General features: G+C 66.3%; 22 protein-coding genes and 1 pseudogene. 9 read left to right on the top strand and 14 right to left on the bottom strand.

From position 1 onward, the window contains the following. Positions 1-2: 2 nt before the first annotated feature. The 9 genes and pseudogenes from WAQ08_RS00830 to WAQ08_RS00790 all read right to left on the bottom strand — a co-directional run. Entirely contained in the window at positions 3-2,342 is a 2,340-nt protein-coding gene (locus WAQ08_RS00830) for a bifunctional salicylyl-CoA 5-hydroxylase/oxidoreductase (protein ID WP_422188747.1), read from the bottom strand. 137 nt (positions 2,343-2,479) lie between these two features. Continuing rightward, a complete protein-coding gene (rrtA, locus tag WAQ08_RS00825; protein WP_422188746.1) occupies positions 2,480-2,956 on the bottom strand; it encodes a rhombosortase in 477 nt (158 codons plus the stop codon). A gap of 31 nt (positions 2,957-2,987) precedes the next feature. After that, positions 2,988-3,407 (bottom strand): YbaN family protein, encoded by a 420-nt coding sequence (locus tag WAQ08_RS00820; RefSeq protein ID WP_422188745.1) that lies wholly within the window; start codon positions 3,405-3,407, stop codon positions 2,988-2,990. Next, positions 3,376-3,993 carry a biliverdin-producing heme oxygenase gene (locus tag WAQ08_RS00815; protein ID WP_422188744.1) on the bottom strand — a complete coding sequence of 206 codons (618 nt, stop codon included), beginning with the start codon at positions 3,991-3,993 and terminating at the stop codon, positions 3,376-3,378. The genes WAQ08_RS00820 and WAQ08_RS00815 overlap by 32 nt, the downstream gene beginning before the upstream one ends. A gap of 27 nt (positions 3,994-4,020) precedes the next feature. After that, a complete protein-coding gene (locus tag WAQ08_RS00810) occupies positions 4,021-5,517 on the bottom strand; it encodes a hypothetical protein (protein ID WP_422188743.1) in 1,497 nt (498 codons plus the stop codon). An 88-nt stretch (positions 5,518-5,605) separates the two neighbouring features. Beyond that, positions 5,606-5,815, bottom strand: coding sequence for a hypothetical protein (locus WAQ08_RS00805; RefSeq protein WP_422188742.1), 210 nt, complete (start codon positions 5,813-5,815; stop codon positions 5,606-5,608). 13 nt (positions 5,816-5,828) lie between these two features. Next, positions 5,829-6,170, bottom strand: coding sequence for a DUF4880 domain-containing protein (locus tag WAQ08_RS00800; RefSeq protein ID WP_422188741.1), 342 nt, complete (start codon positions 6,168-6,170; stop codon positions 5,829-5,831). Continuing rightward, positions 6,167-6,292: a sigma factor-like helix-turn-helix DNA-binding protein gene (locus WAQ08_RS00795; RefSeq protein WP_422188784.1), complete on the bottom strand. Its 126-nt coding sequence runs from the start codon at positions 6,290-6,292 to the stop codon at positions 6,167-6,169. The genes WAQ08_RS00800 and WAQ08_RS00795 overlap by 4 nt, the downstream gene beginning before the upstream one ends. A gap of 120 nt (positions 6,293-6,412) precedes the next feature. After that, positions 6,413-6,556 (bottom strand): annotated as a pseudogene (locus WAQ08_RS00790) (sigma factor); the annotation flags it as partial. A 100-nt stretch (positions 6,557-6,656) separates the two neighbouring features. Between WAQ08_RS00790 and WAQ08_RS00785 the strand changes: the two are divergent. Then, positions 6,657-7,049 carry a VOC family protein gene (locus tag WAQ08_RS00785; protein ID WP_422188740.1) on the top strand — a complete coding sequence of 131 codons (393 nt, stop codon included), beginning with the start codon at positions 6,657-6,659 and terminating at the stop codon, positions 7,047-7,049. A 36-nt stretch (positions 7,050-7,085) separates the two neighbouring features. Then, on the top strand, positions 7,086-7,586 hold the full coding sequence (locus tag WAQ08_RS00780; RefSeq protein WP_422188739.1) for a hypothetical protein: 501 nt from the start codon (positions 7,086-7,088) through the stop codon (positions 7,584-7,586). An 18-nt stretch (positions 7,587-7,604) separates the two neighbouring features. Here WAQ08_RS00780 and WAQ08_RS00775 read toward each other — a convergent pair whose 3' ends face one another. The 3 genes from WAQ08_RS00775 to WAQ08_RS00765 all read right to left on the bottom strand — a co-directional run bounded on the left by WAQ08_RS00775 (position 7,605) and on the right by WAQ08_RS00765 (position 10,275). After that, entirely contained in the window at positions 7,605-9,215 is a 1,611-nt protein-coding gene (locus WAQ08_RS00775; RefSeq protein WP_422188738.1) for a sensor histidine kinase, read from the bottom strand. Positions 9,216-9,316: 101 nt separating this feature from the next. Next, complete coding sequence (locus WAQ08_RS00770; RefSeq protein ID WP_422188737.1) at positions 9,317-10,153, bottom strand: ABC transporter ATP-binding protein; 837 nt, start codon at positions 10,151-10,153, stop codon at positions 9,317-9,319. Next, positions 10,153-10,275, bottom strand: coding sequence for a hypothetical protein (locus WAQ08_RS00765; protein ID WP_422188736.1), 123 nt, complete (start codon positions 10,273-10,275; stop codon positions 10,153-10,155). Before WAQ08_RS00765 ends, WAQ08_RS00770 begins: the two co-directional genes overlap by 1 nt. Before the next feature lie 327 nt (positions 10,276-10,602). On the opposite strand from WAQ08_RS00765, the gene WAQ08_RS00760 reads away from it, so the two are divergent. Beyond that, the gene (locus WAQ08_RS00760; RefSeq protein ID WP_422188735.1) at positions 10,603-11,277 is read left to right on the top strand and encodes an FxDxF family PEP-CTERM protein; all 675 of its coding nucleotides are present in this window, start codon (positions 10,603-10,605) and stop codon (positions 11,275-11,277) included. A gap of 295 nt (positions 11,278-11,572) precedes the next feature. Continuing rightward, complete coding sequence (locus WAQ08_RS00755) at positions 11,573-13,669, top strand: putative bifunctional diguanylate cyclase/phosphodiesterase (protein WP_422188734.1); 2,097 nt, start codon at positions 11,573-11,575, stop codon at positions 13,667-13,669. On the opposite strand, the gene WAQ08_RS00750 is transcribed toward WAQ08_RS00755, so the two are convergent. Beyond that, a complete protein-coding gene (locus WAQ08_RS00750) occupies positions 13,636-15,606 on the bottom strand; it encodes a PAS domain S-box protein (protein ID WP_422188733.1) in 1,971 nt (656 codons plus the stop codon). The genes WAQ08_RS00755 and WAQ08_RS00750 overlap by 34 nt on opposite strands. Positions 15,607-15,705: 99 nt before the next feature. Here WAQ08_RS00750 and WAQ08_RS00745 point away from each other — a divergent pair, with 99 nt between their 5' ends. The 5 genes from WAQ08_RS00745 to WAQ08_RS00725 all read left to right on the top strand — a co-directional run bounded on the left by WAQ08_RS00745 (position 15,706) and on the right by WAQ08_RS00725 (position 25,378). Further along, a complete protein-coding gene (locus WAQ08_RS00745) occupies positions 15,706-16,476 on the top strand; it encodes a substrate-binding periplasmic protein (protein ID WP_422188732.1) in 771 nt (256 codons plus the stop codon). Continuing rightward, positions 16,473-19,745 (top strand): PAS domain S-box protein, encoded by a 3,273-nt coding sequence (locus WAQ08_RS00740; RefSeq protein ID WP_422188731.1) that lies wholly within the window; start codon positions 16,473-16,475, stop codon positions 19,743-19,745. The genes WAQ08_RS00745 and WAQ08_RS00740 overlap by 4 nt, the downstream gene beginning before the upstream one ends. Positions 19,746-19,934: 189 nt before the next feature. After that, positions 19,935-21,833 carry a protein kinase domain-containing protein gene (locus tag WAQ08_RS00735; protein WP_422188730.1) on the top strand — a complete coding sequence of 633 codons (1,899 nt, stop codon included), beginning with the start codon at positions 19,935-19,937 and terminating at the stop codon, positions 21,831-21,833. Next, complete coding sequence (locus WAQ08_RS00730; RefSeq protein WP_422188729.1) at positions 21,833-23,053, top strand: OmpA family protein; 1,221 nt, start codon at positions 21,833-21,835, stop codon at positions 23,051-23,053. The genes WAQ08_RS00735 and WAQ08_RS00730 overlap by 1 nt, the downstream gene beginning before the upstream one ends. Positions 23,054-23,254: 201 nt before the next feature. Next, positions 23,255-25,378, top strand: coding sequence for a TonB-dependent receptor plug domain-containing protein (locus WAQ08_RS00725; protein ID WP_422188728.1), 2,124 nt, complete (start codon positions 23,255-23,257; stop codon positions 25,376-25,378). 63 nt (positions 25,379-25,441) lie between these two features. On the opposite strand, the gene WAQ08_RS00720 is transcribed toward WAQ08_RS00725, so the two are convergent. Continuing rightward, a partial coding sequence (locus WAQ08_RS00720) for an IS5 family transposase (protein ID WP_422188727.1) occupies positions 25,442-25,938 on the bottom strand: 497 nt, incomplete at its 5' end.

The following is a 25,938-nucleotide window of genomic DNA, read 5'->3' as shown; positions in this document are numbered from 1 at the left end:
GCTCAACCCTTGCCGCCAGGTACCGCAGCGGCGGCCTGGGCGCGCTCACGCTGGAACAGCGTTTCCATCTGCGACTTGCCCGAGCGGTACTGCGGGGGCCAGGTGACGTTGGTGTAGCCGATCTTGGCAGCTTCGGTCAGCGTCCAGGCTGGATTGGCCAGGTGCGGTCGGGCCACGGCGCACAGGTCGGCGCGGCCAGCCGCGATGATGCTGTTGACGTGGTCGGCTTCGCTGATCGCACCCACGGCGATGGTCTGCACACCGGCTTCGTTGCGCACGCGGTCGGCGAACGGCGTCTGGAACATGCGGCCGTACACGGGCTTCTCGGCCTTGCTGACCTGGCCCGAGGAGCAATCGACCAGATCGGCGCCGGCGGCCTTGAAGGCGCGGGCGATCTCGACCGCGTCCAAGGGTGTGATGCCGCCTTCGACCCAGTCGTGGGCCGAGATACGTACGGACATCGGCAGGTTCTGCGGCCACACCTCGCGCACGGCGGCGAACACTTCCAGCGGGTAGCGCAGGCGGTTGGCCAGCGAGCCGCCGTACTCGTCGGTGCGCTGGTTGGTCAGCGGCGAAATGAAGCTCGACAGCAGGTAGCCGTGTGCGCAGTGCAGTTCCAGCCAGTCGAAGCCAGCCTCAGCCGCCCATTTGGTCGAGCGCACGAACTGATCACGCACCTCGTCCATGTCGGCGCGGGTCATGGCGCGGGCGGTGTCGCTCACGCCCGGCAGGTACTGTAGGGGCGAGGCGGAGATCAGCGGCCAGTTGCCTTCGACCAGCGGCTTGTCGATGCCTTCCCAGCCCAGGCGCGTGGAGCCCTTGGCGCCGGCATGGCCGATCTGCACGGCGATCTTGGCATCGGAGCGCTGGTGCACGAAGTTGACGATGCGCTTCCAGGCGTCGCGCTGGGTCTCGTCCCACAGGCCGGGGCAGCCCGGGGTGATGCGGCCGGTGGGCGATACGCAGGTCATCTCGACCATGACCATGCCGGCACCGCCCATGGCACGCGAGCCCAGGTGCACCAGGTGGTAGTCGTCGACCAGGCCGTTGTCGCAGCTGTACTGCGCCATGGGCGAGACCATCACGCGGTTCTTGAGCGTCACGTCGCGCACGGTGAGGGGAGTGAACATGGGCGGCGGCGGGGCGCTGTCATTGGCGGCTACGCCGGCCTGCTGGGCGAACCAGCGCTCGTAGCCTTCCAGCCAGACCTTGTCGCGCATGCGCAGGTTCTCGTGGCTGATGCGCTGGCTGCGCGTGAGCATGGAGTACATGAACTGCTCGGGGGCCAATTGATCGCAGTAGCGCTCGCCGCAGACCTCGAACCATTCCATGGCGTTCCAGGCGGCGTTCTGCAGGCGCAGCACGTCCACCGAGCGGGCGGCCTGGTAGCGCGCCAGTACTTCGGGGATGTGCTCGGGCGTGTCGCCCAGGGTCTTGAACTGGGCCGTCAGTTCGATGGCGTCTTCCAGGGCCAGCTTGGTGCCCGAGCCGATGGCGAAGTGGGCCGTGTGCACGGCATCGCCCATCAGCACGACGTGGCTCTTGCCGTTGTGCAGCGACCATTGCTCGCAGGTGACGCGCTGGAAGTTCAGCCAGGCCGAGCCACGCAGGTGGCGGGCGTTGGTCATCAGCTTCTCGCCCTTGAGGTTGCTGGCGAAGAGCTTCTCGCAGAACTCGATGGATTGCTGCTGATCGGCCTTGTCCAGGCCGTGGGCCAGCCACACGTGCTCGGGGCACTCGACGATGAAGGTGCTGGTCTGCTCGTCGAACTTGTAGACGTGGGCCTGGAACCAGCCGTGCTCGGTCTTCTCGAACAGGAAGTTGAAGGCGTCGTACACCTTGTTGGTGCCCAGCCAGATGTAGCGGTTGGGGCGCAGCGCGATGTCGGGCTTGAAGGTGTCCTGGTACTTGGTGCGCACCTTGGAGTTCAGGCCGTCGCTGGCGATGATCAGGTCGGCATCGGGGAAATCGGCGTCGGAATCGACTTCCTGCTCGAACACCAGCTTGACGCCGACTTCTTCACAGCGGGCCTGCATGATGTTGAGCAGCTTTTTGCGGCCGATGCCGACGAAGCCGTGGCCGCCCGAGCGGATGGTGCGGCCCTTGATGTGCAGCTCGATGTCGTCCCAGTGGTTGAAGGCCTGCTGGATCTCGTCGGCTGTCTTGATGTCCCAGCGGCGCATGTTCTCCATCGTGGCGTCGGAGAACACCACGCCCCAGCCGAAGGTGTCGTAGGCGCGGTTGCGCTCGACCACGGTGATGTCGTGCGAGGGGTTGTGCTGCTTCATCAGCAGGCCGAAGTACAGGCCGGCCACGCCGCCACCGATACAGACGATCTTCATGCTCAATCCTTCCAGTCGAGGGGCGTTTGCCCGAAGGCATGTCAAATTTACATGCCAACTAAGTTGTTTAGTTCTAAAGTAGTTTAGCGAAGCAAACTGGAAGGCGCAAGCGAAATCAGCGCGTGAAACGCGCCTGTTCAGACAGGAGAGGGGAAACCTTGATGTCGGTCAACGGCGCGCGGCCTGGCGCAAGAGCCAGCCGCATGCCCGAGCGACCACGGCCAGGGTGATGGCCTGGGCGATGCGGTCCCCTCGAAGCACCTGGGGGCCATCAGCCACACCAGCAGCCCATAGAGGACGCCCGACAGTCCCACGTAGTGGGCCACCGAGGGGGACAGGGTGCACAGCAGCGCAGACACGCCCAACCCCAGCACCAGCAGCCGGGCCACGAGACCGGGGGCGCTGACGCGAGCTTCTGCCAGCACACAGCACAGCCACAGGCCGGCCAGGTTCAGGCAGGCATGCGCCCAACCGAGGAGCAGAAAATGTCCTGTGAGGGCGCGCCACCATTGGCCCTGCAGCAGGGTGCTGCGTTCATAGCGCAGCAGGTATCGCGTATCGAGGGGAAGTGTCTGCAGCAGCAACACCAGTGCGGTGAGGCCCGCAGCGTCCAAAACAGCGAGGCCGGCAGCGGCCAGCCTCGGCTCATGCCGGTGGTTCCGGCCGGCACCACAGCCAGCACAGCACCAGGGCCATGCTGATCAGCGCGATGCCACGGGCCCAGACATTACCCACCGTCATCCCGACGATGAGGGCGCTGCCCGTCATGGTGGCGCTGGCGATCCACTTCACGCGCCGGCTCACGAAGCCGCCTTCGTCCCAATTGCGCAGCATGGGGCCGAACATCCGGTGGGCGTAGAGCCAGCGCGACAGCCGGGGCGAGCTGCGCGCGGCGGCCCACCCGGCGATCAGGATGAACACGGTGGTGGGCATGCCGGGCACGACGATGCCGATGAGGCCCAGGGTCACGCAGACCAGGGCCAGCAGGATCAAGGCTGCCCGCACGGGCAGCGGCGGCACCACCACCGTGGGATCAGGCCGTGACGGCGCCGCTGGCTTGGGCATTGTCCAGGCTGAACTGCGTGTTCAGCAGTTGCCCGAAGCGGCCATAGGCGGCCAGGGCGCCGGCGATCACGCGGTCCTGCACATCGGCCAGCTCGGGCGCATCCAGCGAGGCCACGAAGCGCTTCCACGCCTTGGCACGGCCTTCCGGGTAGGCGGCCAGGTTGCGCGCGCCGAACTCGCCGTTCAGGCCGAGCTTTTCGTTCACTTCCTTGAGCAGGAAGGCCGCGCCCAGGGTCGAGCCCTCGGACACGTACAGCCAGCCCAGGGCTTCCGGGGCGCTCATGCCTTGTGTGACGATGGGCTCTTGCGGCACGGGGGCCTGCAGATCGTTCAGATCGGCCTGGGAATCCGTGGCGCGGCCTCGTTCGGACAGGTCGCTCACGGCGGCCTGCACGGCCGGGTCGTCGAACAGGTGCTCGACATCGCGCTGGAACAGGTACTGAACGGCCACGAACTTGGCGTACTGCGCCCGGGAGGAGAAAGGCTGCGCCTTTTCCATCAGGTGGTGCATCTGTTCGTGCTGGGGTGCGGTCTCATGCTTGAGCCGTTGCGACAACGGGGCATGGAGGGTGGAGGTTTCGGACATGGTCGGTGCTTTCGGAAATGAAATGGATCACGCGCTCCGGCCATTTGCACGGCGGCGCGATTGAAAAGCCCACAGCGACAGGCCTGCCAGCAGTCCACCCCACCCGACGGCGCCGCCACCGCCGCCGCCCGAGCCACCGGTGGTGGTCGATGCTGCGACATTGACGGACACCGTCTGCTCGGTAGCCAGTTCGCTGGCGCTATTCTCGCAGCGAAGCGTGAAAGTGTTCACGCCGACCTTGGACAGCGCGGTGTTGATCTGCACCTGGTTTCCGGACGCCTGCTGGGTGCCGCTCCAGGTGCTGCCGTTGTCGCCGCTGGCGGTGCAGCTGGTGGCGTTCTCGGCCACGGACACGCTGGCCGACATGTTGTACAGGCCGAAGGCGGCGTACTGCGTGGTCCGGTCCGCCAGCGGGCCGCCGCCCATGAAGCCGCCGAACAGCCAGCCACGCGTGGTGCCGGGGCGCACGGCGTACAGCGGCGGTGAGGTCGGGTAGCGAGCCCCGGGCCAGCCGACGGTGCCGTCCGGCGTGGTCACGTCGTCGCCGGCAGGGCGCAACGAGACCAGGCTGGTGAACTTGGCCTGGTTCACCTGGGCCTGGGCAGCGGTCGGGCTCGAGAGGCAGGCCAGGCCCACGGCGGTGGCGGTCGCCACGCTGGTGCTCAGCAGCAGAGAGACGATGTGGGTGGGGCGATGAAGAGACAGACGTGGCATGGAGGCCTCGAAAAGATGGGCTGGGTGTTCAGCGCTGCCAGAGCCCACGAAGTAGCTGCCGCCCTGCGTCTCGGCGTAGTTGATGTCGAACACGTTGTTGACGGCCAGGCGCACGCCACCGCTGAGCGAGGCGTTGCGGCGTGGGGGCAGCACGTACCAGATGTTGGCGTCGCCGCCGCTGTGGCCCAGGCTGTTGGAGGGGGAGCCCGTCAGGCTGCCCAGCGGGAAGGGGTCGTAGCCGCCACCACCCGTGTCCATCAGCATGCGCGTGAAGTTCAGCATCGCGAAGGCGGTGCCGGTGCCGGTGTCGATGTCCGATTGCAGCTCGATCCCACGGCTGTGGAAGGGGCCGTCCAGGTTCACGTAGGCGTAGGGCCCGGACACGCCGCTGCTTTCGGTGTCGATGGGCGACATGATCCGGGCCATCGTCACGTAGTCGCGCACCTTGTTGTCGAACCAGGCCAGCTTGAAGCGGGCGGTGTCACGCGCGGTGAGCACGTTCTTGAAGATGCCGTTGACACCCAGTTCCCACTGGCGCGAACGCTCGGCCTTCAGGTTGCGTGTGCGTGTGACGTACAGGCTGGACTTCAGGTCGATCGCGCGCTGGCCTGGCGGCTTCCAGTGGTGGCTGGCCACCAGCGTGTCGCTGCGCACATGGTTCTGGATACCGCCGGCCGTGGCCGATTGGGCTTCTTCGCCGAACTGGGCGTCCAGCCCGATGTAGCTGAGCTTGATCGACTGGCTGGGGGGGGGGCGCCAGGTGCCCTTGAGCAGCACGGAGGTCTGGTCTTGCGATGACAGCTTGGTCACGCGTCATGCCCCACGTTGTTGATGCGGTCGTTCACGGAGCCATGCTGGCCTTTCTCGAACTCGCCGACGGACTTGCGGCTGGCCACCATCACCAATCGATGTCTTCACGGGGTTTGAGGCCCAGGGCCGCGCTGCCCGCGAAGTGGTAGGCATTGCTGCCCGAGGTGGTGTTCAGCCGTGCGCCGTGCGTGGCGCCTTCGCGCACCAGGTCGTCCACCTCCAGCGTGCGGAAGTTCACCATGCCGGCGATCATCCCGGCGCCACCCACGGTGGAGGCCGGGCCCTTGGTGATGTCCACGCCCGCGAGCAGTTCAGGGTCGAGGTAGACCGTGCCGTTGGCGCCGTGTGAAGCGCACGTCCACGGCCGTGTTCGTGTCCAGCCACAGCGCGCTGCCATCGGCCAGGGTGAGTTGCCTGCGTTCGCTCACGCCGGTGCGCAGGTCGGCCATCAGGGCACGGCCCGACAGGCGGTTGAGGCGCCCGTAGATGCCTTGCACACGTTCCCAGGCTACGGCATGGTCGGGGCGTGCATCGCGCCAGCGTTTGCAGGCATCCCAGTCATCGGCACTGGCCTCGCCCGATTGCAGCTTGACCATCCAGCCGATGGCCTGTTCGACCATGGCAGCACTGGGCGCTTGGGCTGAAGCGGTCATGAGGCGTCGGGGTAGAGCAGGCGGTAGCACTGCCGCAGCCCGTTGGCCACGTACTTCTCGACGGAGCTGATGGACACGCCCAGGCGGGCCGCGATCTCCTTGTCGGGCAGGCCGTCGAGCATGCGGTCGACTTCTTCCAGCGCCTGCAGGGCGGCCAGGCGCTCTTCCGGTGAAGGGCTGACCGGCTCCGGCAATTGGGCCAGGGTCTGCAGGTAGGCGCGCTCCAGCGAGAGGCGCCTGGTGTGGTCGATCAGGACACTGCGTGCCACCGTGGCCAGGAAGGCGCGAGGCTCCTGCAGTTTACGGGCCGGGTGGCCCAGCACACGCACGAAGGTGTCCTGGGCCAGATCGGCCGCCTCATGCACATCGTTGACCCGGCGCCTCGCAGGGCGGTATGCGAGCCAAGCCGATGGAAAGTGCTGTGGATCACGGCGGTCAGGGCAGGGCTATAGTGAGTTCAGCAAACCTGCAACAGGAGATGGCCAGATGTTCTCGCACGTGATGGTGGGAGTCAGTGACTTTGATCGCGCCATGGCCTTCTACACACCGGTGCTTGATGCGCTGGGTGCGAGCCTGCGTTTCCAGGAGCCTGGGCGACCTTGGGCGGGCTGGCAATCCTTGCCGGAGCCCCGCCCGCTGTTCCTCATCGGCCGTCCTCATGATCAGCATCCACATCAGCCAGGCAATGGCCAGATGGTTGCGTTCGTGGCCCAGTCGCGCGCCCAGGTCGATGCGGTGTATGCACTGGCATTGCGCAGTGGTGGCCGGTGCGAAGGTGCGCCGGGACTGCGGCCCGAATACCATGCCGCCTACTACGGCGCCTATTTCCGGGACCCGGACGGCAACAAGCTGTGTGTGGTCTGCCATCAAGCCGAATGACGGCCAAGGTCTTTCTCATCAACAACAGGGACAAACATGTATCGGTCATTGGTCTGCGCACTGGCGCTGTGGACTGACCGCATCATCAAGTACGCGGATGAACAGGGTGCCGTGGCACGGGCTGTCCTCAATCCTGCGCGCATGCCTGCGGTGGTGGCAGAGTCCATTCAGGAGACCAACGGTACCCAGCAGCTCAAGGCCGCGCTCGATGCTTACAAGCCTGTTGCGGTTGCCTATGCAAAGGCGTTCGAGCAGTTCCGGGGGCAGTACGACGAGGAATACCTGGACTCCTTCGAGACCATGTTCCAGGCCACGCTGGCCGGCACGAAGACCCTGGGCAGCATCAAGCCGGAAGACATCAAGGACGAGACGATGCGCCCCATGATCGAGGCTGCAATGAAGATGGCGGCCGCATTGCCTCAACTCTTTCTGAGCCTGCTCGACAAGCAGGCGAAGTCCGGCATGTTCAGCACGGCGTTCGAGCCCGCTGTGCAGGGGCGCATGGACAAGCTGCGTGCCGCGGTGGCGGCCCCCTGAGTCCACGGCATCGAGGGCTCAAAGCAAGGCCGTCGCGGTGGTCTTTTCGGGGACGGGAACTGGCTGGCGAGGCAGGGTCATGCGGAAGGTCGTGCCGACGCCGGGCTGCGATTCGGCGGCGATGGTGCCCCCCAGTCGCTCGATGGCCCGTCGCACGATGGTTAGCCCGAGGCCGGTGCCCGGAAAGTCGTGCTCCTCGTGCAGGCGCACGAAAGGCTGAAACAGGCGCTCGGCCCGCGTGGGATCGAAGCCGGCGCCGTTGTCTTCGATGAACAGCTGCAGGGGCTCCGCGGGTGCCGAAGGTCGGGCCCCTACCACCACGCGAGGTCGTGACTGCTTCGATGAGAACTTGAAGGCGTTGGAGATCAGGTTGTCCAGCGCCAAGCGCAGCAGTCCGCCATCGCCATAAGCGATGATGCCTGGCTGAATCAGCACCTCGGCATCGGGCAGGGGCGTGCCTTTTTGAAGGTCGTCCACGGACTGCCGTGCCAGCTCGCTCACATCGATCAGCGCTGCATCGACCTCCTGACGTCCGGCACGGGCCAGGGTCATCAGATCGGAGATGGTCTGCTTCATCTGCGATGCGCAGTCACGGATGGTGTGAAGGTGGTCCTGTTGGGCGGCCTCGAGTCTGGCGCTGGCCTGCATTTCGAGCAGCGAGCTGAAGCCCAGGATGGCATTGAGCCGGTTGCGCAGATCGTGCGACACCGACGACGAGAAGGCCTCCAGTTCCTGGTTGGTACGTTCCAGGTCCAGCGTGCGCTCGATGACGCGTCGCTCCAGGTCTTTCTGGAAGCCCACGTTCTCGATGGTGAGCGAGGTGGCATTGGCCAGAGCCTGCATCAGCTCGACATCTTCCGGTGTGGCGCGGCGCTGCGTGGCCCAGTAGGTGCCGATGGCCCCGATGGGTGACTCGGCACGGATGGGCACCATCAGCAGGCTGCGCACGAATGTGACGGCATAGGCCGCATGGGGCACGCGTTCGTCTTCGTAGATGTCCTCGATGATCACGGGCGCGCGCTGCATCATGGCTACGCCGCTGATGCACGCTTGCATGGGAAAGCGCTGACCCTTCCACAGCGGCGAGATGGCGTCTTCATCGGCGTAGTAGCACTGGTCGCGGTCACGCAGCACGAAGGTGGCGCCGTCGGCACCGCTCAAGTCCCGTGCTGCCTTGCGCACGATGGCCATGACATCGGTCAGGCTGCGGGTCATGGACAGTTGCTGCACCACATTCACCAGCCGGGCCCGGCGTGTCAGCAGGGCCTCGGTGCGGGCCTTGTCGACGGTGGTGCACAGATGGCGCAGCGCGATGCGCAGGCGCAGGTCGTCATGGGGGGCGACGACGTCCAGCGCACCCGCATCGACCCAGTGGCCGTGCTGGGTGGCCGGCGCGTCGCTGAGCAACACGTAAGCAGCGACACCGGGCAGGTGTGTGAGCAGTTCGGTGGCATCGCGGCCCCACACTGTGGCAGGGCTGATCACGCCAGCGGCCTGATGGCTGTCGAGCAGGTTCTTCAGGGACAGCACATCGCGTGCGGTGTGCAACTCGACAGAAGGCGGCAGCGGCGGCAAGGGCTGGGCCAGGCTGCCGGGCTCCTCCAGTTGAATGATGTACAGCGTCTGCATGGGCAAGACTGATCGTGCCGGGACACCTACTCTAAGCGTCAGCCCCGGCTTGTGCCAAAGGCCCTTCGACAGATGGGTGAATCGTGTGTGACGAATTGCCGTCAGTCCGCCTCGGGCCGGCTGGCGGGGCGGGGGGGCTGGTGCGGTGTGCCATCCGGATCATCGGACAGGAAGCCGCCTGCCTGGCGGCTCCACAGCTGCCAGTAGGCGCCACGCCGGGCAAGCAGGTCGGTGTGCGAGCCGTCTTCCACGATGCAGCCCTGATCGAACACCAGGATGCGATCAAGGTGCGCGATGGTGGACAGCCGGTGCGCCACGACGATCACGGTCTTGCCCTTCATCACACGCTCCAGCGTGTCCTGAATCGCCTGCTCGGTGAGCGAATCGAGTGCCGAGGTGGCTTCGTCCAGGATCAGCACCGGCGCGTTCTTGAGCACCACCCGCGCGATGGCCACGCGCGGACGCTGTCCGCCCGAGAGCTTCACGCCGCGCTCGCCCACCATCGAGGCATAGCCATCCTTGATCTTGCGGATGAACTCGTCGGCATGGGTCTGTCGTGCGGCCTCGATCACCTCGTCGTCGCTGGCCTCGATGCGGCCGCCTTGCGGGTCGTACAGCCGCAGCAGCAGGCTCACGAAGGTGGATTTGCCCGAGCCCGACAGGCCGACCAGCCCCACGCGTTGGCTGGCGGGGATGTTCACGCTCAAGCCATCGAATACCGGCGCCTCAGGCCTGTAGCCGAAGCGCACGGCATCGAAGCGGATATGCCCCTGGGTGATGGTGGCTTCGCGGGCATCGGGCGGGTCCACGACCTCGTGCGGGCGCACGATGGTATGCACGCCATTGGCGACGTTGCCGATGTACTCGAAGAACTCCAGGAAGCGCCGGCTGAGGTTGCGCGCCTCGTTGATCACCATCAGCGACAAGCTCACGGTCATCACGAAATCGCCGACGCCAGGCGGGCGAACACCACCTCGCCCGCACACAGGCCGATGAACAGCAGCACCGGGGCATGCAGGCTGGCCAGGGGGGCTGCGGCCTGGCCCTGGCTGTCGGTCACGGCCTTGAGGATGGTACCCAGGGCGTAGGGCAGCAGGATGCCTCAGGCGTCATGAGCAGATCCCCGGATGAAGGATGGTCAGTTTGAGGGCCTACCGTACATCGTTTTGCCAAGCCGACGGGCGCGCCCGGGCATCCCCCTCAGCCAGGGGCCTGAAAACCCAGCTCTGGGGCTTTTCATCCCTTGACATGGTTGACTCAAATTATGAGAATGAATCTCATTCTCATCTGAGAATAAGCTGCCGCCTGTGCCCGTCGGGTGGGCGGCCAGCGCCTTTGTGCCCGCCTTCGCGCGGGTTGTTTTTTGCAATGAAAGGACTGTTTTCAAATGAATGCGATGTTTGGCAAGACGATGGTTGGCCTGGCCGTGCTGGCCATGACGGGCCTGGCCCAGGCCAATGCCACTTACGAAGGCATCGTCGATGTGGCGGGTTCCGTCTCGGTCGATGGCTGGAACGAACTCAACCGCAACCGCACGGGTGGTGCACTGACCGAAGAGCAACTCATCGCCGGCACCGGCTCCAACGTGGCCGGCTCGGGTGATGCGGTGTTCACGCGGCTGTCGGGCTCGCACTACCCGGCTGGCTTTGGCCTGTATGGCAGCAACTCGGTGTTCACCTTCACCGACAGCACCGTGGCCAGCAACATCGGCTCGCTGGTGTTCCAGGGCATCATCAATGACTTTGACGCCCAGTTCGGCGCCGCGCCGTTCACGCTGACGCTGAGCCTCAATGGCGGCAGCGAAGCCTTGAGCGCCACCAGCGTGAGCAGCGTGCTCAACGGTGGTGTCTCCGATCTGCATACCTACACCTGGGATCTGTCTGGCGTGAGCGCGCCCATCACCTCCTACACCCTCACGCTGAGCGCAGGCTTCTCGCAAGTGCTGGCGCTGCAGGTGGACCAGGTTGCCGCTGTGCCTGAGCCCAGCACGTACGCCATGGCCCTGGGTGGTCTGGCCCTGGTTGGCATGATGGCCCGCCGCCGCCGCCGCGCAGTGGCTTGATCAACGCGCTGACCTGATATTCAGGCATCTGCTGCCGCGGGGGACGAGATGCTGCTGACCGGTATTCCGGTGCCTGTTACCCCGACACACCCCTGTTGATCCGCTGTGCACCTTGCCATTGGCGGACATGAGCCTCAAGGCTTGTGACAGATCAAGCTGCCGCACATCGCGGCGACCTAGCATGGCCTCGACTGTTCCGAGCCATGTTGTACCCCCCCTCACCAGTTTCCCCTTCGTTCGCTGATGCGCCTGCCATGGCGCGGCCCGCAGCTTGTTGCATGCGCAGGCGGGTTCCATGAACACCTCCAACTGGGTGCTGCCCACCAGCAAGGAGGAAGAGGCCAGCCCCCTTCCTTGTGATCAGAGCGATCCCCCCGTGCGCCTGGTGCGCCACGTGCTGCTGCCTTCGGCGGTGTCGCTGGTGGCGGTGGTTCTGCTCTTTGTCTTCATCGCCGCGCATGGCCTCACGGCTGGCGATGACGCGGGCCTGACCGCACTGGCTGGGCGGGTGCAGGCCCAGGACAGGCCTGATCAATCTACACACCTGCTGATGAACGTGGCCGGTGCCGGCGCGGCCACCGTGGCCTTGATGCTGATGGTGATGTACGTGCGTGTGCGTGATGCCGAGGTACGCATGCGCCGCGCCGACACCGCCCTGAGGCTGGCCGCCACGGCCTTCGAATCGCAGGATGCCATCATGGTGCTGGACGAGCAGGGCACCATCCTGCAGGTCAACCAGGCCTTCTGCGACATCACCGGCTACACCCTGCAGGAGGTGCGCTACCTGCCTGCCAGCATCCTGCAAAGCGATGCCAACGAGCCGCATCTGTACGACACCATCGGCCGCCAGTTGGCCGAGCGTGGCCGCTGGGTGGGTGATCTGTGGAGCCAGCGCAAGAGTGGCGAGGTCTACCCCAAGCGCCTGAGCCTGACCATGGTGCGCTCCGCCCATGGCGAGCCCACCTACTGCGTGGGCAGCTTCACCGACATCACCGAACACAAGCAGGCCGAAGCCCGCATCGAGCAACTGGCCTTCTACGACTCGCTCACCGGCCTGCCGAACCGGCGCCTTCTGCAGGAACGGCTGCTGCAGGCCCTGCAGACCAGTGCCCTGGAGGCCCATGCTGGGGCCGTGCTGCTGATCGATCTGGACGAGTTCAAGGCCCTCAACGACACCCTGGGCCACGACATGGGCGATCAGTTGCTGCAGCAACTGGCCACCCGCATGCAGGCCTGCCTGCGCGAGCGCGACACCCTGGCCCGCCTGGGCGGTGACGAGTTCGTCGTCGTGCTGCAGGCGCTGAGCGCCGATCCGCAGGAATCGGCGGCGCAGGCGCGCGAGGTGGGCGAGCGCCTGCTCAATGTGCTGGCCCGCCCGTGTCAGCTCGAAGGGCATGAGCACCACAGCACCTGCAGCATCGGCGTGACCCTGTTCGGCGCGGGCCATGCCCTGGTCAGCCTGGAAGAACTGATGAAGCAGGCGGACCTGGCCATGTACGAGGGCAAGTCGGCCGGGCGCAATGCCTTGCGCTTCTTCGATCCGGCCATGCAGGCGGCGATCAGCCAGCGCACGGCCCTGGAGGCCGACATGCGCCGCGGCCTGCAGCGCGGCGAGTTCCTGCTGCACCTGCAGCCCCAGGTGGAGGATGACGGCCGCCTGGTGGGGGCTGAGGCGCTGCTGCGCTGGCGCCATCCCCAGCATGGGCTGGTGTCGCCGGCCGAGTTCATCCCGGTGGCCGAGCAGTCGGGCCTGATCCTGCCGCTGGGCGATTGGGTGCTGATGCAGGCCTGCCAGCAACTGGCCATCTGGGCCCGCAATCCGGTGTTCAAGGATTTGACGCTGTCGGTGAACGTGAGCGTGCGGCAGTTCCACCAGCCTGATTTCGTGGACCAGGTGGTGATGGTGCTGCAACGCAGCGGGGCCAACCCCAGGCGGCTCAAGCTCGAGCTCACCGAGAGCGTGCTGATCGACGATGTGGAGGCGGTGGTGACCCGCATGGGCGCGCTCAAGGCCTGCGGCGTGCGCTTCTCGCTCGATGACTTCGGCACGGGTTATTCATCGCTGACCTACTTGAAGCGTTTGCCGCTCAGCCAGGTCAAGATCGACCAGTCCTTTGTGCGACATATCCTGAGCGACCCCAGTGATGCGGCCATTGCCCGCTCCATCGTGGCGTTGGCGCAGGCACTGCAGCTCAGCGTCATCGCCGAGGGGGTGGAGACCCGGGCACAGCGCGAGGTGCTGCGGCGCCTGGGCTGTACCACCTACCAGGGCTACCTGTTCGGGGCGCCCATGGCGCTGGCGGCTTTCGAGACATGGGCGCAGGCTCGCCAGCCTGCGCTCAACGAAGCGCTGGACGGTCAGGTGATGTTGGCGCCTTCTTCGCCTTCTTGAGGCGCGGGTGCCAGGCCGCTAGCCACCATCCAGGCCTGGCCCTTGCCTTCGGCCTTGGCGCGGTACATGCGCTCGTCGGCGGCCTTGAGCAGCAGGGCGCTGTCTTCCGGGTCGCCACGACGATAGACCGCAATGCCGATGCTGGCACCGATGCGGCCCTGGACGCCCTCGCCCAATTCAAAAGGCTCGGCCGCCTCCGCCAGGATCTTGCGCGCCACCTGCGCCGGGTCCTGATCCGGATCCGGATTGGCCATGCCTTCGAGCAGCACCACGAACTCATCCCCGGCCAGCCGGGCCAGGGTGTCGCTGCGCCGGATGCAGGTGGACACCCGTTGGGCGAACTGCTGCAGCACGGCATCGCCGCTCTGGTGGCCCAGGCGGTCGTTGATGGCCTTGAAGCCGTCGAGGTCGATGAACAGCACGGCCAGGGCCTGCCCCGAGCGCTTGGCTCGGGCCACGGCCTCCGGAAGCCGATCGAGCAGGGCGCGGCGGTTGGGCAGGCCGGTCAAGGGGTCACGCAGGGCCTGCGCCAGCAGGAAGGACTGCAGGCGCTTGCGCTCGGTGATGTCGGTGATGAAGGCGCAGAACAGCTGCCCGTTCTCGTTGGGCAGGGCGGTGATGCGGATCTCCACGGGCAGCTCGGTGCCATCGCGGCGCAGGGCGCTGAGCTCCACCCGCTGGTTGATCACCTTGGCCACACCGGTGCGCAGGTAGCGCTGCAGGCCGTGGCGATGGGCCTCGCGCAGCGCTTCGGGCACGATCAGGCGGTCCAGGTGCTGCCCCACGGCCTCGCCGCGATCCCAGCCCAGCATCACCTCGGCCTGGCGGTTCCATTCGGTGATGCGGCCGCTGTCGTCCATGCTGATGTAGGCATCGGGCGCATTGCGCAGGATGGCCATGAGCTCGGCCTCGCGGGTGGCCAGCGTGCGCGAGGCCAGTTGCCCCTGGTGCAGGGCCACGGCCAGCCGGTCGTTGGCCTGGCTCAACTCCCGGGTGCGCTCCAGCACCCGCATCTCCAATTGGTGGCGCAGGGCTGACAGAGCCTCTTCGGTGTCCTTGCGGCCCTGGATGTCTTCGATGATGGCGATGAAGTAGTGCGGCTCGCCATTGGCCTTGCGGATCAGGGCCACCGTCAGGTTGATCCAGACTGGGTGCCCATCCTTGTGGATGTAGCGTTTTTCCAGCGAGTAGTGGGGGATCTCGTGCTGGATCAGGCGCTCAATCAGGTGCAGGTCCGTCTGCAGGTCGGCCGGGTGGGTGATGTCCTGGAAGGTCAGGCGCATCAGCTCGCTCTCGCTGTAGCCGATGATGCTGCACAGGCGGGCGTTCACGCGCTGCCAGCGCCCATCCGGCTCGACCAGGGCGATGCCCACGGCGGCCTGCTCGAACGTGATCTTGAGGCGGGACTGGCTCTCCCGCACCAGCTCATCGCTGTGGTGGATGACCTGGCGCGCGGTGCGCGAGCTTTCGCGGTAGCTCAGCTCGCGCTCGACGATGTGGGCCAGGTCATGCAGCACCTGCAGTTCATCGGGCTGTAGCTCGCGCGGTTGCCGGCCGATGGCACACAGCGTGCCCAGCGCGGTGCCGTTGCCTGCATGGATGGGCACGCCGGCATAGAAGCGGATGAACGGTGCGCCCAGCACCAGCGGGCTGTCCGCGAAGCGGTCATCCTGGCGGGCATCGTTGATGATCAGTGGCGCATCGGCGGCCACGGCGTGGGCGCAGAACGAGACCGCCAGCGGCGTCTCGGAGATGTCCAGGCCCACGCGGGATTTGAACCATTGGCGGTGCGTGTCGATCAGGCTGACCAACGCAATGGGCACATCCAGAACCCGGGCAAGCAGGCGGGTGATGCGATCGAATTCTTCTTCGGCCGGGCTGTCGAGCAGATCGAGTGAGGCGAGCAGGGCGGCGCGGGCGGCGGCGTCTGATTCCATCGGGCCAGTCTACACACAAGTCCGCACAGACGGAACCGGCCCGGCTGGTATGCTGCGGGATCATTGTTTCGCCGGCCTGTAGTCGAGGGCCTGTTGTCCATGCGTTTTCTTGCGTGCCTGATCGCTGGCCTGGTGCTGGCAGGCTCGTGCCGGGCTGGCGCAGAGGTCGTCCGCATCGCGGCGGAGGATGACTGGCCGCCGTATTCCTCGGCAGTGACGGTGGCGGGCCAGGCGCAGCAGCCGCAGGGCTTTGCGGTGGACCTGGTGCGTGAGGTGTTCGCCTCGCAGGGCATCCGCGTCGAGTTCGTGACCGTGCCGTTTTCCCGCTGCCTGGTCTACACCCTGAACGGGTCGGTGGCGGGCTGCTTCAACGTGGGCAAGACACAGACCAACCAGGACGATTTCATCTGGACCCCGACGCCCTTGCTGGTCGAAGACCTGGCGGTGTTCGCCAGGACCGACACCCGTGTGCAGGGCGAGGTGGGCGTGGCCGAGTTGCGCGACCACGCCGTGGGCTTCACGGTGGGTTATACGTATGCGACCGAGCTGATGACCGATCCGCGCATCACCCGGTATGGGGCTTCTTCTGACCAGCAACTGCTGCGGATGCTGCTGGCCCGGCGCGTGGACTACATCCTGCTCAACCGGCTGCCTGGCGAGTTGCGCATCCATGCCAACCCGGCCTTTCGGGGCAAGGTCAAGTTCGTGGGCAAGCTGTCCACCGACACCTTCTGGCTGGCCTTCTCCAAGGCCCATCCCGATGGGCGCCGCCTGTCGCAGGTGTTCGAGCATGGCCTGGGTGAGTTCAAGCGCGATGGCCGTTACCGGTCCATGATGCAGGCATTCCGCCGCAGTCAGGGGTTGCCGTGAGCGACGGCGGCGGGCATGGCCCCGCAGGGGGCTTGTGGCAGCGCCGCACGCGCCGCTCCCTGTTTGCCCTGCTGGCGCTGGCCGCCTTCCTGGGGCTGGGGGTGCCGGCGCTGATCATCGGCGGCTATGTGGTGTGGGTGCGTGAGCCCGAACTGGCCCGCCAGCAGCAGGAGCAGATCCTGGCTTCCCGGCTGGAGGTGCTGTCCACCAGCCTGCCCTACGTGATGTGGACCTTCGACGACACGGCCATGGCCGATGTGGTCGATGCCATGATGAAGTCGCGCGAGGTGGTGCGCGTGGTCGTGACCGATGCCGATGCACAGGGTGTGCTGATCGATGTGTCGCGCTCACCAGTCGCGAACGCCACGGTGATCGAGCGTCAGCATGACATTCACTTCCGCGGCCAGCTGATCGGCCATGTGCGCCTGTCCATGGACGACCGTCTGCAGCAGGCGGCCCTGAGCCAGCAGCGCCTGTTCTATGCGGCCACCGTGGGTGGCCAGGTGCTGGTGTCGCTGGTGCTGATCTTGGTGCTGCTGCATTCGCGCATCACGCGGCCCTTGCGCGCCCTGGGGGCGTTCGCCGATGACCTGGCGGAAGGGCGTTTCCAGGCGCGCCTGGCGCCTGGCCACAACGACGAGATCGGGCACCTGGGCGAGCGGCTGGAACACATGCGTCAGGCGCTTGAACGCTTGTTCGAAGAGCAGCGCCTGTGGCTGCAGCGCCTGCAGGATGAAGAGGCTCGCACCCTGCGCCAGACACGCTTCTACGAGGCCGTGTCCCGCTCTAACCGCCTGATCGTGCGCCAGCAGGGCACCGACTCCCTGCATGCCGAGATCTGCCGCATCTGTGTGGAAACCGGACACGCCCAGATGGCCGCTGTCTGGTATCTCCAGAAGGTCGGGCCGGTGATGGCCGCCTCGTATGGCCAGGCCCCGGCATGGCCTGCGGGCCTGTCGCCCGGGTTGCTGGCGGGGCCGGACCTGTCGCCCGTGTCCGCGCTGTTTGATGGCCGTGTGGTGGTGTGCAATGAGCTGTTGGCCGAGCCCCACGGGCCGGAGCCTGCTGAGGTGTGCGCACCGGATGCCCCGCCTGAACTGCGCGCCCTGGCCAGCCTGCCCATCCGGCGCGGCGGCGTGGTGGTGGCCCTGCTGATGCTGTACGCCCGCGAGCCCGGCGTGTTCGACGAGGCCGTGGTGACCTTGCTCGATGAGATGACGGGGGATTTGTCCTTCGCGCTGGACAACGCAGACGGCGAGGCTGCCCGGGCCAGTGCGGTGCAGGCGGTCGAGGCCGGCTACGCACGGTTGCAGCGCGTGTTCGGCGCCATGCCCTTGCCCGCCGCCATCCATGCGCTGGACGATGGTCAGATCCTGGAGGTCAACGAAGCGGCCTGCGAGTTCCACGGCCTGGCACGCAGCCAGATGCTGGGGCGCCGCTGGCAGAGCCTGGGCGTCGGGCTCGACCCGCAGGAACTGGCCCGCCTGGACGCGCAGGTCGAGTCCCAGGGTGAGGTGCACAACATCGAAACCCAGGTGTGCACCCGGGCAGGCCTCTGGCTGGACGTGCTGTTCCATGCCGAGCGCATCGAGTTCTTCGGGCGCGAATGCATCCTCACCATCGTGGTCGACATCACCGAGCGCAAGGCGATGGAGCGTGCCTTGAGGGACGGCGCGGCGCGCATGGCCGGCATCGTCGAGGCCGCCATGGACGCGATCATCGTGGTCGATGGCAACCTGCGCGTGGCCGTGTTCAACCGGGCGGCCGAACGCCTGTTCGGCGTGTCGGCGCAAGAAGCCATGGGCAACACGGTGGAGCGTTTCATCCCCGAGCGCCTGCGCCACCAGCATGCCGCCTTCATGGAGGTCTTCGCCTCGGAAGACAGGCCGGCCCGGCACATGACCTTGCGTGCCCTGGCGCCCGGCGTCGATATCCAGGAGGGCAGCACCACCCGGGCCCGGCGCCTGAGCGCCGTGCGTGCCGATGGTGTGGAGTTCCCCATCGAGGCGTCGATCTCGCGCAGCGGCGAGGGGGAACGCCTGATGCTGATGGCCGCCGTGCGCGACATCACCGCCGAGCTGGAGGCTGAAAAGGCCCTGCAGGCCCGCCTGAGCGCCGAGGCCGCCAGCCGCGCCAAGACGGATTTCCTCTCGCGCATGAGTCATGAACTGCGCACGCCGCTCAATGCCATCCTGGGCTTTTCGCAGTTGCTGCAGGCCGACAAGCGAGAGCCCCTGCTGGAGCGCCACCGTCGCCAGGTGGAGCTGATCCGCCAGGCCGGGCTGCACCTGCTGGCCCTGATCAACGATGTGCTGGACGTCTCGCGCATCGAGGCCGGCAAGCTCAATGTGCAGAGCCTGCCCTTGTCGCTGCGTGGCCTGCTTGATGAGGTGCTGCCCCTGGTGCAGACCCTGACCGAACGGCACGGGGTGAGCCTGTCGGCCGACTACCGCCAGGGCGCTGACCGCCAGATTCTGGGGGATCCGGTGCGCCTGCGGCAGGTGATGCTCAATGTGATCGGCAATGCGGTCAAGTACAACCGCCAGGGCGGCACGGTGCACATCGATGTGCGTCCGGGCGTGAAGGCCGGTCAGGTCTGCATCCAGGTCGAGGACACCGGCATCGGCATGAGCCCGGAGCAGCTCGATCAGCTGTGCGAGCCCTTCAACCGCCTGGGCCGCGAGCATGGTCACATCGAAGGCACCGGCATCGGCATGGCCCTGACCAAACAGCTGGTGGACCTGATGAAGGGCCAGCTCGAGGTGCACAGCACGGTGGGCGCTGGCACGGTGGTGCGCATCCACCTGCCACGTGCGGCCGATGAGGCCTTGCCCGAGCCGACGACGGCGGCCTTGCCGGCGGCATCGCTCAGCGATCCCGACTCACCGCGCCAGGGCGTGGTGCTCTGCGTGGACGACGACCCGGTCAATGCCGTGATCGTGCAGCAGTTGCTGGGCCGCTGGCCGGGAGTGGTTTTCCACCATGCGGGCACGGGCCGCGAGGGTCTGGAGATGGCGGCCCAGTTGAGGCCGACGCTGGTGCTGCTGGACGTGAAACTGCCCGATCTGGATGGCATGGAAGTGCTGGCCATGCTGCGGGCCGACCCGCGCACCCGTGGCTTGTGCGTGGTGATGCTCACGGGACAGGCCCAGCCCGACGACATCGAATCGGCCCTGCGCAGCGGTGCCCGGGCCTACTGGACCAAGCCCATGGACTTCGCGCTGTTCATCGCCGAAATGCAAAAGCTGCTGCCGCCGGCGGCCGTTTGATCCCCCCCGATCCGGCACCCCCCTAAGCCACACATTCCCCCTTTGTGGCGGATTGGCTTGGCGGGGATGCCCGCATAGAATCCGACCCAGTTTTCCATGGGCAGACCTGTTCGGGTCAGCCTGCAGTTCCAGCGACCCGATCGCCCTGGGATTTCGCTCCAGGGCGTGGGTGGCTTCCCCACTCCCGCCATGAGCACCACCCGCCCGAACGACGACGACGGCGCCACCACGATCCGCACGGGGCCGGCCAGCGGCTTCCACAGCGATTTCGCGACCTCGTCCATGTACATCGGCGACACCCTGCCGGAAGGGCTGCGCCTGGGCGAGTACGAGATCCTCAGCGTGATCGGCGAAGGCGGCTTCGGCATCGTCTACCTGGCCTACGACCACTTCCTGCAGCGGCAGGTGGCGCTCAAGGAGTACATGCCTTCGTCGCTGGCCGGGCGCTCTCGCATGGGCCTGGACGTGACCATCAAGTCCGAGCGCCACCGCGACACCTTCATGGCGGGCCTGCGCAGCTTCATCAACGAGGCGCGGCTGCTGGCCCAGTTCGACCACCGGGCGCTGGTCAAGGTGTACCGCTTCTGGGAAGGCAACGGCACGGCCTACATGGTGATGCCCTACGTGGTGGGCCCGACGCTCAAGGCCGCGCTGGCCGACATGGGTGCACCACCTGACGAGGCCTGGCTGCGCAGCCAGGTGCTCACGCCGCTGATAGAAGCCCTGAGCCTGCTGCACAAGGCCAGTTGCCTGCACCGCGACATCGCCCCCGACAACATCCTGCTGACCGAGGCCGGCCCGATGCTGCTGGACTTCGGCGCGGCCCGCAAGGTCATCGGAGATCTGAACCAGACCCTGACGGTGGTGCTCAAGCCGGGCTATGCGCCCATCGAGCAGTATGGCGAGGTACCGGCGCTCACCCAGGGGCCGTGGACGGATGTCTATGCCCTGGGCGGCGTGGTGCGCTACGCCATCACCGGCAAGGTGCCGGTGTCGGCCACCACCCGGCTGGTGCAGGACACCATGGTGCCGCTGGCCCAGTTGGCGCAGGGGCAGTATGGCGAGACCTTCCTGCAGGCGGTGGACACAGCGCTGGCGATCAAGCCTGCGGACCGCCCGCAGGACATGCTCCATTTCTCGACGCTGCTGGGCGAGGGGCCTGAGGCTGGCAGTGGCGTCACCGGTCCGGTGAGCCTGGGGGGCGCCGCCACCCCCTTGGCCACGGCGCCGGTGCGTACCGTGTGGCCTGCCACCACGGGGGCGGGGGCTGGTCCGGCCACGGGGCCACACACCCGGCCGCACACCAGCCCAGGCGCGGGGCACCCCACCACCGCAGGGCAGGCGCTCCTGGCCCAGGCCTCTTCCGCGCAACCGGGCACTGTGCCATCCGCGCTGGAGTCCGCGACGACCGGCCGCCCTGTGACGACACAGGCGCCGGTGGCCAAGGCCCCGATCACCGAGGCGCCGGTCACAACCCCTCGGCCTCAGGCCGCACCGCAGACTGTGGCAGCGCCGCTCAGTATGGCGGCCACACCCGCTGCGCCGTCGCGCAGTGCATGGCCTTGGGTACTGGCGGTGGTTGCGCTGCTGGCGCTGGCAGCGCTGGGTGCCTGGTTCCTCTTCAAGCCGGCGCCAGTCAGCATGCCTGCCACAGCCGAACCCTCAACCGCTCCCGCGGCGTCGGCTGCGCCATTGGCGCCACCGCCCACGCCGGCGGCTGCAGAGCCTGCGCCAGCGTCGGTGGACAGCCAGCCTCAGGCGACAACACCGGCCAGTGCCGAAGCGGCTGTGCCCCTGCCCACGGCCCCTTTGCCTCAACCAGCCACGGCCCCACCTGTGCCGACACTCGCCGCAAAGGCCCCGGCACCTGTTGCCACGGATCGTGCTGTTCCGGCCAAACCTGTTGCGACAGTGCCCACCGCCAATGACAAGCCGCCAGTCGACAAACCGGTGTCTCAGACGCTGCCGCCCGCACGTCAGGCGGCCGGCCCCGACAAGAGCGCACGTTGCGCCGACCTGCTCCAGAAAGCCTCTCTCGAACCCCTCACCCCGGGTGAAACCTCTTTCCTCAGAACGGAGTGCAAATAATGAACAAATCGATCATGGGACGCCGCTGGTTCGGCGCGCTGGCCGCCAGCCTGGCCCTGTCCGTCACGGCCTTGCTCGGTGGTTGCGCCGCCCCGCAGGCCACGGCCATCGACAACGAGCTGCCCTTTGAGCAGGCGGTGCTGCAGGCCACCGAAGGCCTCGTGGCGCAGACGCAGCAACTGCCGGCCTTCCTGGCCAAGCTCGAAACCAAGATCGCCAAGCGCGGTGTGGTGCTCGACAACATGATCGATGCTGACTCCGGTCAGCAGACCGGCGTGACCCGCCTGCTCGAGCAGCGCGTCACCTCGCACACGACCACCAAGTACGATCTCTTCGAGATCCTGCCCTTTCAGGGCCCGAACCTGCAGAAGGCGCAGTACCTGCTCACCGGCACGATGAACCGCATCCCTGGCAGCCGCAGCAAGAAGTCCTTCCGCCTGAACCTGGCCCTGACCGAACTGCGCACCGGCAAGGTGGTGGCCCAGGCCTCGGCCATCTCGCGTGACGACGGCCTGGACACCAACCCCACGCCCTACTACCGCGACAGCCCCGTGCTGGTGAAGGACAAGGTCATCGAAGGCTACATCCGCACCACGGCCACGGCCCCGGGCCAGCAGGCCGACCGTGTGTACCTGGAGCGCATCGCCACCTCGGCCCTGGTCAGCGATGCCACCAACTTGTACAACGGCGAGCGTTACCGCGATGCCCTGGCGCAGTACCAGAACGCCCTGTCCACCCCGGCGGGTGAGCAACTGCGCGTGCTCAACGGCATCTACATGTCCAACGTCAAGCTGGGCCGCACGGCCGATGCCGAGAAGGCCTTCTCGCGCCTGGTGGCCTTCGGGGTGGCCAACAACCTGCTGAGCGTGAAGTTCCTGTTCAATCCGGGCGGTACCGAGTTCTGGTCCGACCAGCGTGTCAGCGGTGCCTACGGCATGTGGATCCGCCAGATCGCGCGCGAGGCGGGCTCCGCCAAGGTGTGCATGAACGTGGTCGGCCACACCAGCAAGACCGGTTCCGACCAGGCCAACGAGAGCCTGTCCCTGCAGCGCGCCCAGTACGTCAAGCAGCGGCTCGATGCCGAATCGCCCGATCTGGCGCGCCGTACCAAGGCCCTGGGCGTGGGCTTCCGCGAGAACATCGTGGGCAGCGCCACCGACGATGCGCGCGATGCACTGGACCGGCGCGTCGAGTTCAAGATCGTGCCTTGCGCGGCCTGAGCACCTTGGATCTGAGCACCCCGTCATGCCCCGCTTTGGTGGGTTGACAACACCTGTGGTGCTGTTATGCGCCCCGGGTTGGCGCCCCCTGTTCCAATTTGGGACAAAACGCGTATATTGCCGAGGATCCTTGCGGCGGTAAGGGGTGGTGATGGACGGGTCGACACGCCAGCCCCCTTCGTGACGATGGAAGCAATCAACATGACCCGATCCAGGCACTTCGTGGGCAGATGGCGTGGTTCGGTCAATCGTTTGGCCTTGATGCTGTCCGCCTTGGGTTTGGTGAGTCTGCCGGCCCTGGCCCAATCCTCCGATGAAGAAGAGCTGGCGATGTCCTATGGGGACAAGTCCTTCGTCAGCATCGCCACGGGCTCGCGCGTGGCGGTTGCGCGCGCGCCGGCCGTGGCCACCGTGATCACGGCCGAGGACATCGCGGCCATCGGCGCTACCGACCTCGACGAAATCCTCGAAACCGTGCCTGGCCTGCATGTCTCTCGCGAGACGCAGGTCTATGCGCCGGTCTACGGCATCCGCGGCATCAACATCGGCTTCAACCCGCAAGTGCTGATGTTGATCAACAACGTGCCCATCACCACGCTCTATACCGGCAACCGGGGCGCGGGCTGGGGCGGCATGCCGGTCGAGAACATCGCCCGTGTCGAAGTGATCCGTGGCCCGGGCTCGGCCCTGTATGGCGCCGACGCCTTCTCCGGCGTGATCAACATCATCACCAAGTCAGCCGGCGAGATCAACGGCACGCGGGTCGGCGCGCGCGTTGGCTCCTTCAACACGAAGGACGGCTGGATCCTGCATGGCGGGCAATGGGGCCCGGTGGACGTCGCGGCCTACCTGCGCGCCGGCAGCACGGATGGCGCCCGCAGCACCATCCGCGCCGATGCCCAGACCGCCTGGGATGCGCTCAATGGTACGAACGCTTCGCTGGCACCGGGTCGGGTCTACAATGATCGCGATTTCCTCGATGGCATGCTCGACCTGAGCCTGGACAAGTGGCGCGCGCACTTTACTTACCGCGAGCGCAAGCTGGGCTCCGGCACGGGCATTGCCTCGGCGCTGGACCCGACCGGCTACTCCTACAGCCAGAACGTCAGCGCCGAGTTGAGCTACGAGCACAAGACCGTGGCGCCCAACTGGGGTGTGTCGGCACAGGCCAGCGTGATGCACTACAAAGAATTTTCCGACGCGGTGTTGTTCCCGGCCGGCGCCCAGCTCAACCCCGGTGGCCCGCCCTTTGCCGACGGCATGATCGGCAACCCTGACAAGTGGGAACAGCATGGGCGCCTGAGCGCGTCGGCCACCTACACGGGGTTCGAGGATCACCGGATCCGCATCGGGCTGGGCTGGGAAAAGGAAGAGGTCTACCGTACCAAAGAGGCCAAGAACTTCAACCCTGACTACACACCCATTGGCACCGGCTCCTTCGGCGATGTGATCGATGTGACCAACACGGTGCCCTTCATGGAGCCGCAGGGGCGCTACAAGCGCTATATCTACGCCCAGGACGAGTGGAGCCTGGCGGCCGACTGGACACTCACGGCCGGCATTCGCCACGACCGCTACTCCGATTTCGGCAGCACCACCAACCCGCGGCTGGCGCTGGTCTGGGATGCGGCCTACAACGTCACGGGCAAGCTGATGTACGGCACGGCCTTCCGGGCGCCGTCGATGTCCGAGCTGTATGCCATCAACAACCCGGTGGTGCGCGGCAATCCCAACCTCAGCCCGGAACGCATCCGCACGATCGAGGCGGCACTCACCTGGCAGCCGATGAGCCGGCTGCAACTGGGTGTGAACGTGTTCCGCTACGAGATGAGCGACATCATCCGCCTGGTGAACTTTGCCTATGAGAACGCTGACCACCAGAACGGCCGGGGCATGGAGTTCGAGGCCGAGTGGGAAGTGAGCAAGACACTGCGCCTGTCGGGTAACTATGCTTATCAGCGCTCGATCGATGAGTCCACCGACGAGGACGCGGGCAATGCGCCGCACCACCATGTCTATGCACGCGCCGACTGGCGGTTCACGCCTGGATGGTCATTGCACTCGCAGGTCAACTGGCTCAGCAAGCGCATGCGCGTGGCGGGCGATCCCCGGGATGATCTGGCCGGTTACGAGACGATGGACCTGACCCTCAAGACCGACCTGGGCACGCGCGCCTGGAGCTTCACCATGTCCGTGCGCAACCTGTTCGACAAGGATGTGCGCGAACCCACGCCCTTCGAGTCGGTGGGCGGGCGGGTGCTGCTGCCCAATGACTTCCCCATGCCCGGGCGCTCCGTCTACGCCCAGGCCAGCTACAAGTTCTGAGCTTGATGTCTTGGCCGCTGCATCCCGGGATGGGCTGCAGCGACTTGCTTGCTGACTTGGAATCTATCCGTAAATTATATTTACGCGTAGTGGTACTTTGCGGAACGCAATGATGGCAGCAGCCAGATGGTTGAGCGCAAGGAAGCTGCGTTCGAGCTTCTCGTATCGCACGAGGAGTTTGCGGAACCGATTGAACCAACTATGGCAGACCTCGACAACCCAGCGGCGCGCCTTCTTCTTCGGATCACGTCGCTTGTTGTCGGCCTCTTTGCTCCGATCAACCACATGCGCGATGTAGCCAACCATCAGGAAGCGGCCCGGCTTCTTCGGGTTCCGATCAACCACATGCGCGATGTAGCCATGCTGGGCAATGATCTTGGCAGCGGGCTTGCCACGGTATCCCGCGTCTGCGCACAGGTGTTTGCTGCGCCGTTTGGGCGGCGCCTTGCGCTTGATCACGATCGATTCCAGCACCTGGTCAATCTTGCTGACATCGTGTTCATTTGCTCCGGTCACGATGATCGACAACGGGACGCCACGCCCGTCCACCAGCAGATGCC

Source organism: Aquabacterium sp., from assembly GCF_049274795.1.
Taxonomy (GTDB): domain Bacteria; phylum Pseudomonadota; class Gammaproteobacteria; order Burkholderiales; family Burkholderiaceae_C; genus Aquabacterium.
This window is presented reverse-complemented; position numbering and strand designations above follow the sequence as displayed.

Coding starts and splice junctions, on each gene's coding strand:
- WAQ08_RS00830 (WP_422188747.1), bottom strand. CDS start 2,342: ATGAAGATCGTCTGTATCGGTGGCGGCGTGGCCGGCCTGTACTTCGGC.
- WAQ08_RS00770 (WP_422188737.1), bottom strand. CDS start 10,153: ATGACCGTGAGCTTGTCGCTGATGGTGATCAACGAGGCGCGCAACCTC.
- WAQ08_RS00760 (WP_422188735.1), top strand. CDS start 10,603: ATGAATGCGATGTTTGGCAAGACGATGGTTGGCCTGGCCGTGCTGGCC.
- WAQ08_RS00730 (WP_422188729.1), top strand. CDS start 21,833: ATGAACAAATCGATCATGGGACGCCGCTGGTTCGGCGCGCTGGCCGCC.
- WAQ08_RS00815 (WP_422188744.1), bottom strand. CDS start 3,993: ATGTCCGAAACCTCCACCCTCCATGCCCCGTTGTCGCAACGGCTCAAG.
- WAQ08_RS00735 (WP_422188730.1), top strand. CDS start 19,935: ATGAGCACCACCCGCCCGAACGACGACGACGGCGCCACCACGATCCGC.
- WAQ08_RS00780 (WP_422188739.1), top strand. CDS start 7,086: ATGTATCGGTCATTGGTCTGCGCACTGGCGCTGTGGACTGACCGCATC.
- WAQ08_RS00785 (WP_422188740.1), top strand. CDS start 6,657: ATGTTCTCGCACGTGATGGTGGGAGTCAGTGACTTTGATCGCGCCATG.
- WAQ08_RS00795 (WP_422188784.1), bottom strand. CDS start 6,292: ATGCTCGACGGCCTGCCCGACAAGGAGATCGCGGCCCGCCTGGGCGTG.
- WAQ08_RS00725 (WP_422188728.1), top strand. CDS start 23,255: ATGACCCGATCCAGGCACTTCGTGGGCAGATGGCGTGGTTCGGTCAAT.
- WAQ08_RS00755 (WP_422188734.1), top strand. CDS start 11,573: ATGAACACCTCCAACTGGGTGCTGCCCACCAGCAAGGAGGAAGAGGCC.
- WAQ08_RS00820 (WP_422188745.1), bottom strand. CDS start 3,407: ATGCCCAAGCCAGCGGCGCCGTCACGGCCTGATCCCACGGTGGTGGTG.
- WAQ08_RS00745 (WP_422188732.1), top strand. CDS start 15,706: ATGCGTTTTCTTGCGTGCCTGATCGCTGGCCTGGTGCTGGCAGGCTCG.
- WAQ08_RS00775 (WP_422188738.1), bottom strand. CDS start 9,215: ATGCAGACGCTGTACATCATTCAACTGGAGGAGCCCGGCAGCCTGGCC.
- WAQ08_RS00800 (WP_422188741.1), bottom strand. CDS start 6,170: ATGACCGCTTCAGCCCAAGCGCCCAGTGCTGCCATGGTCGAACAGGCC.
- WAQ08_RS00750 (WP_422188733.1), bottom strand. CDS start 15,606: ATGGAATCAGACGCCGCCGCCCGCGCCGCCCTGCTCGCCTCACTCGAT.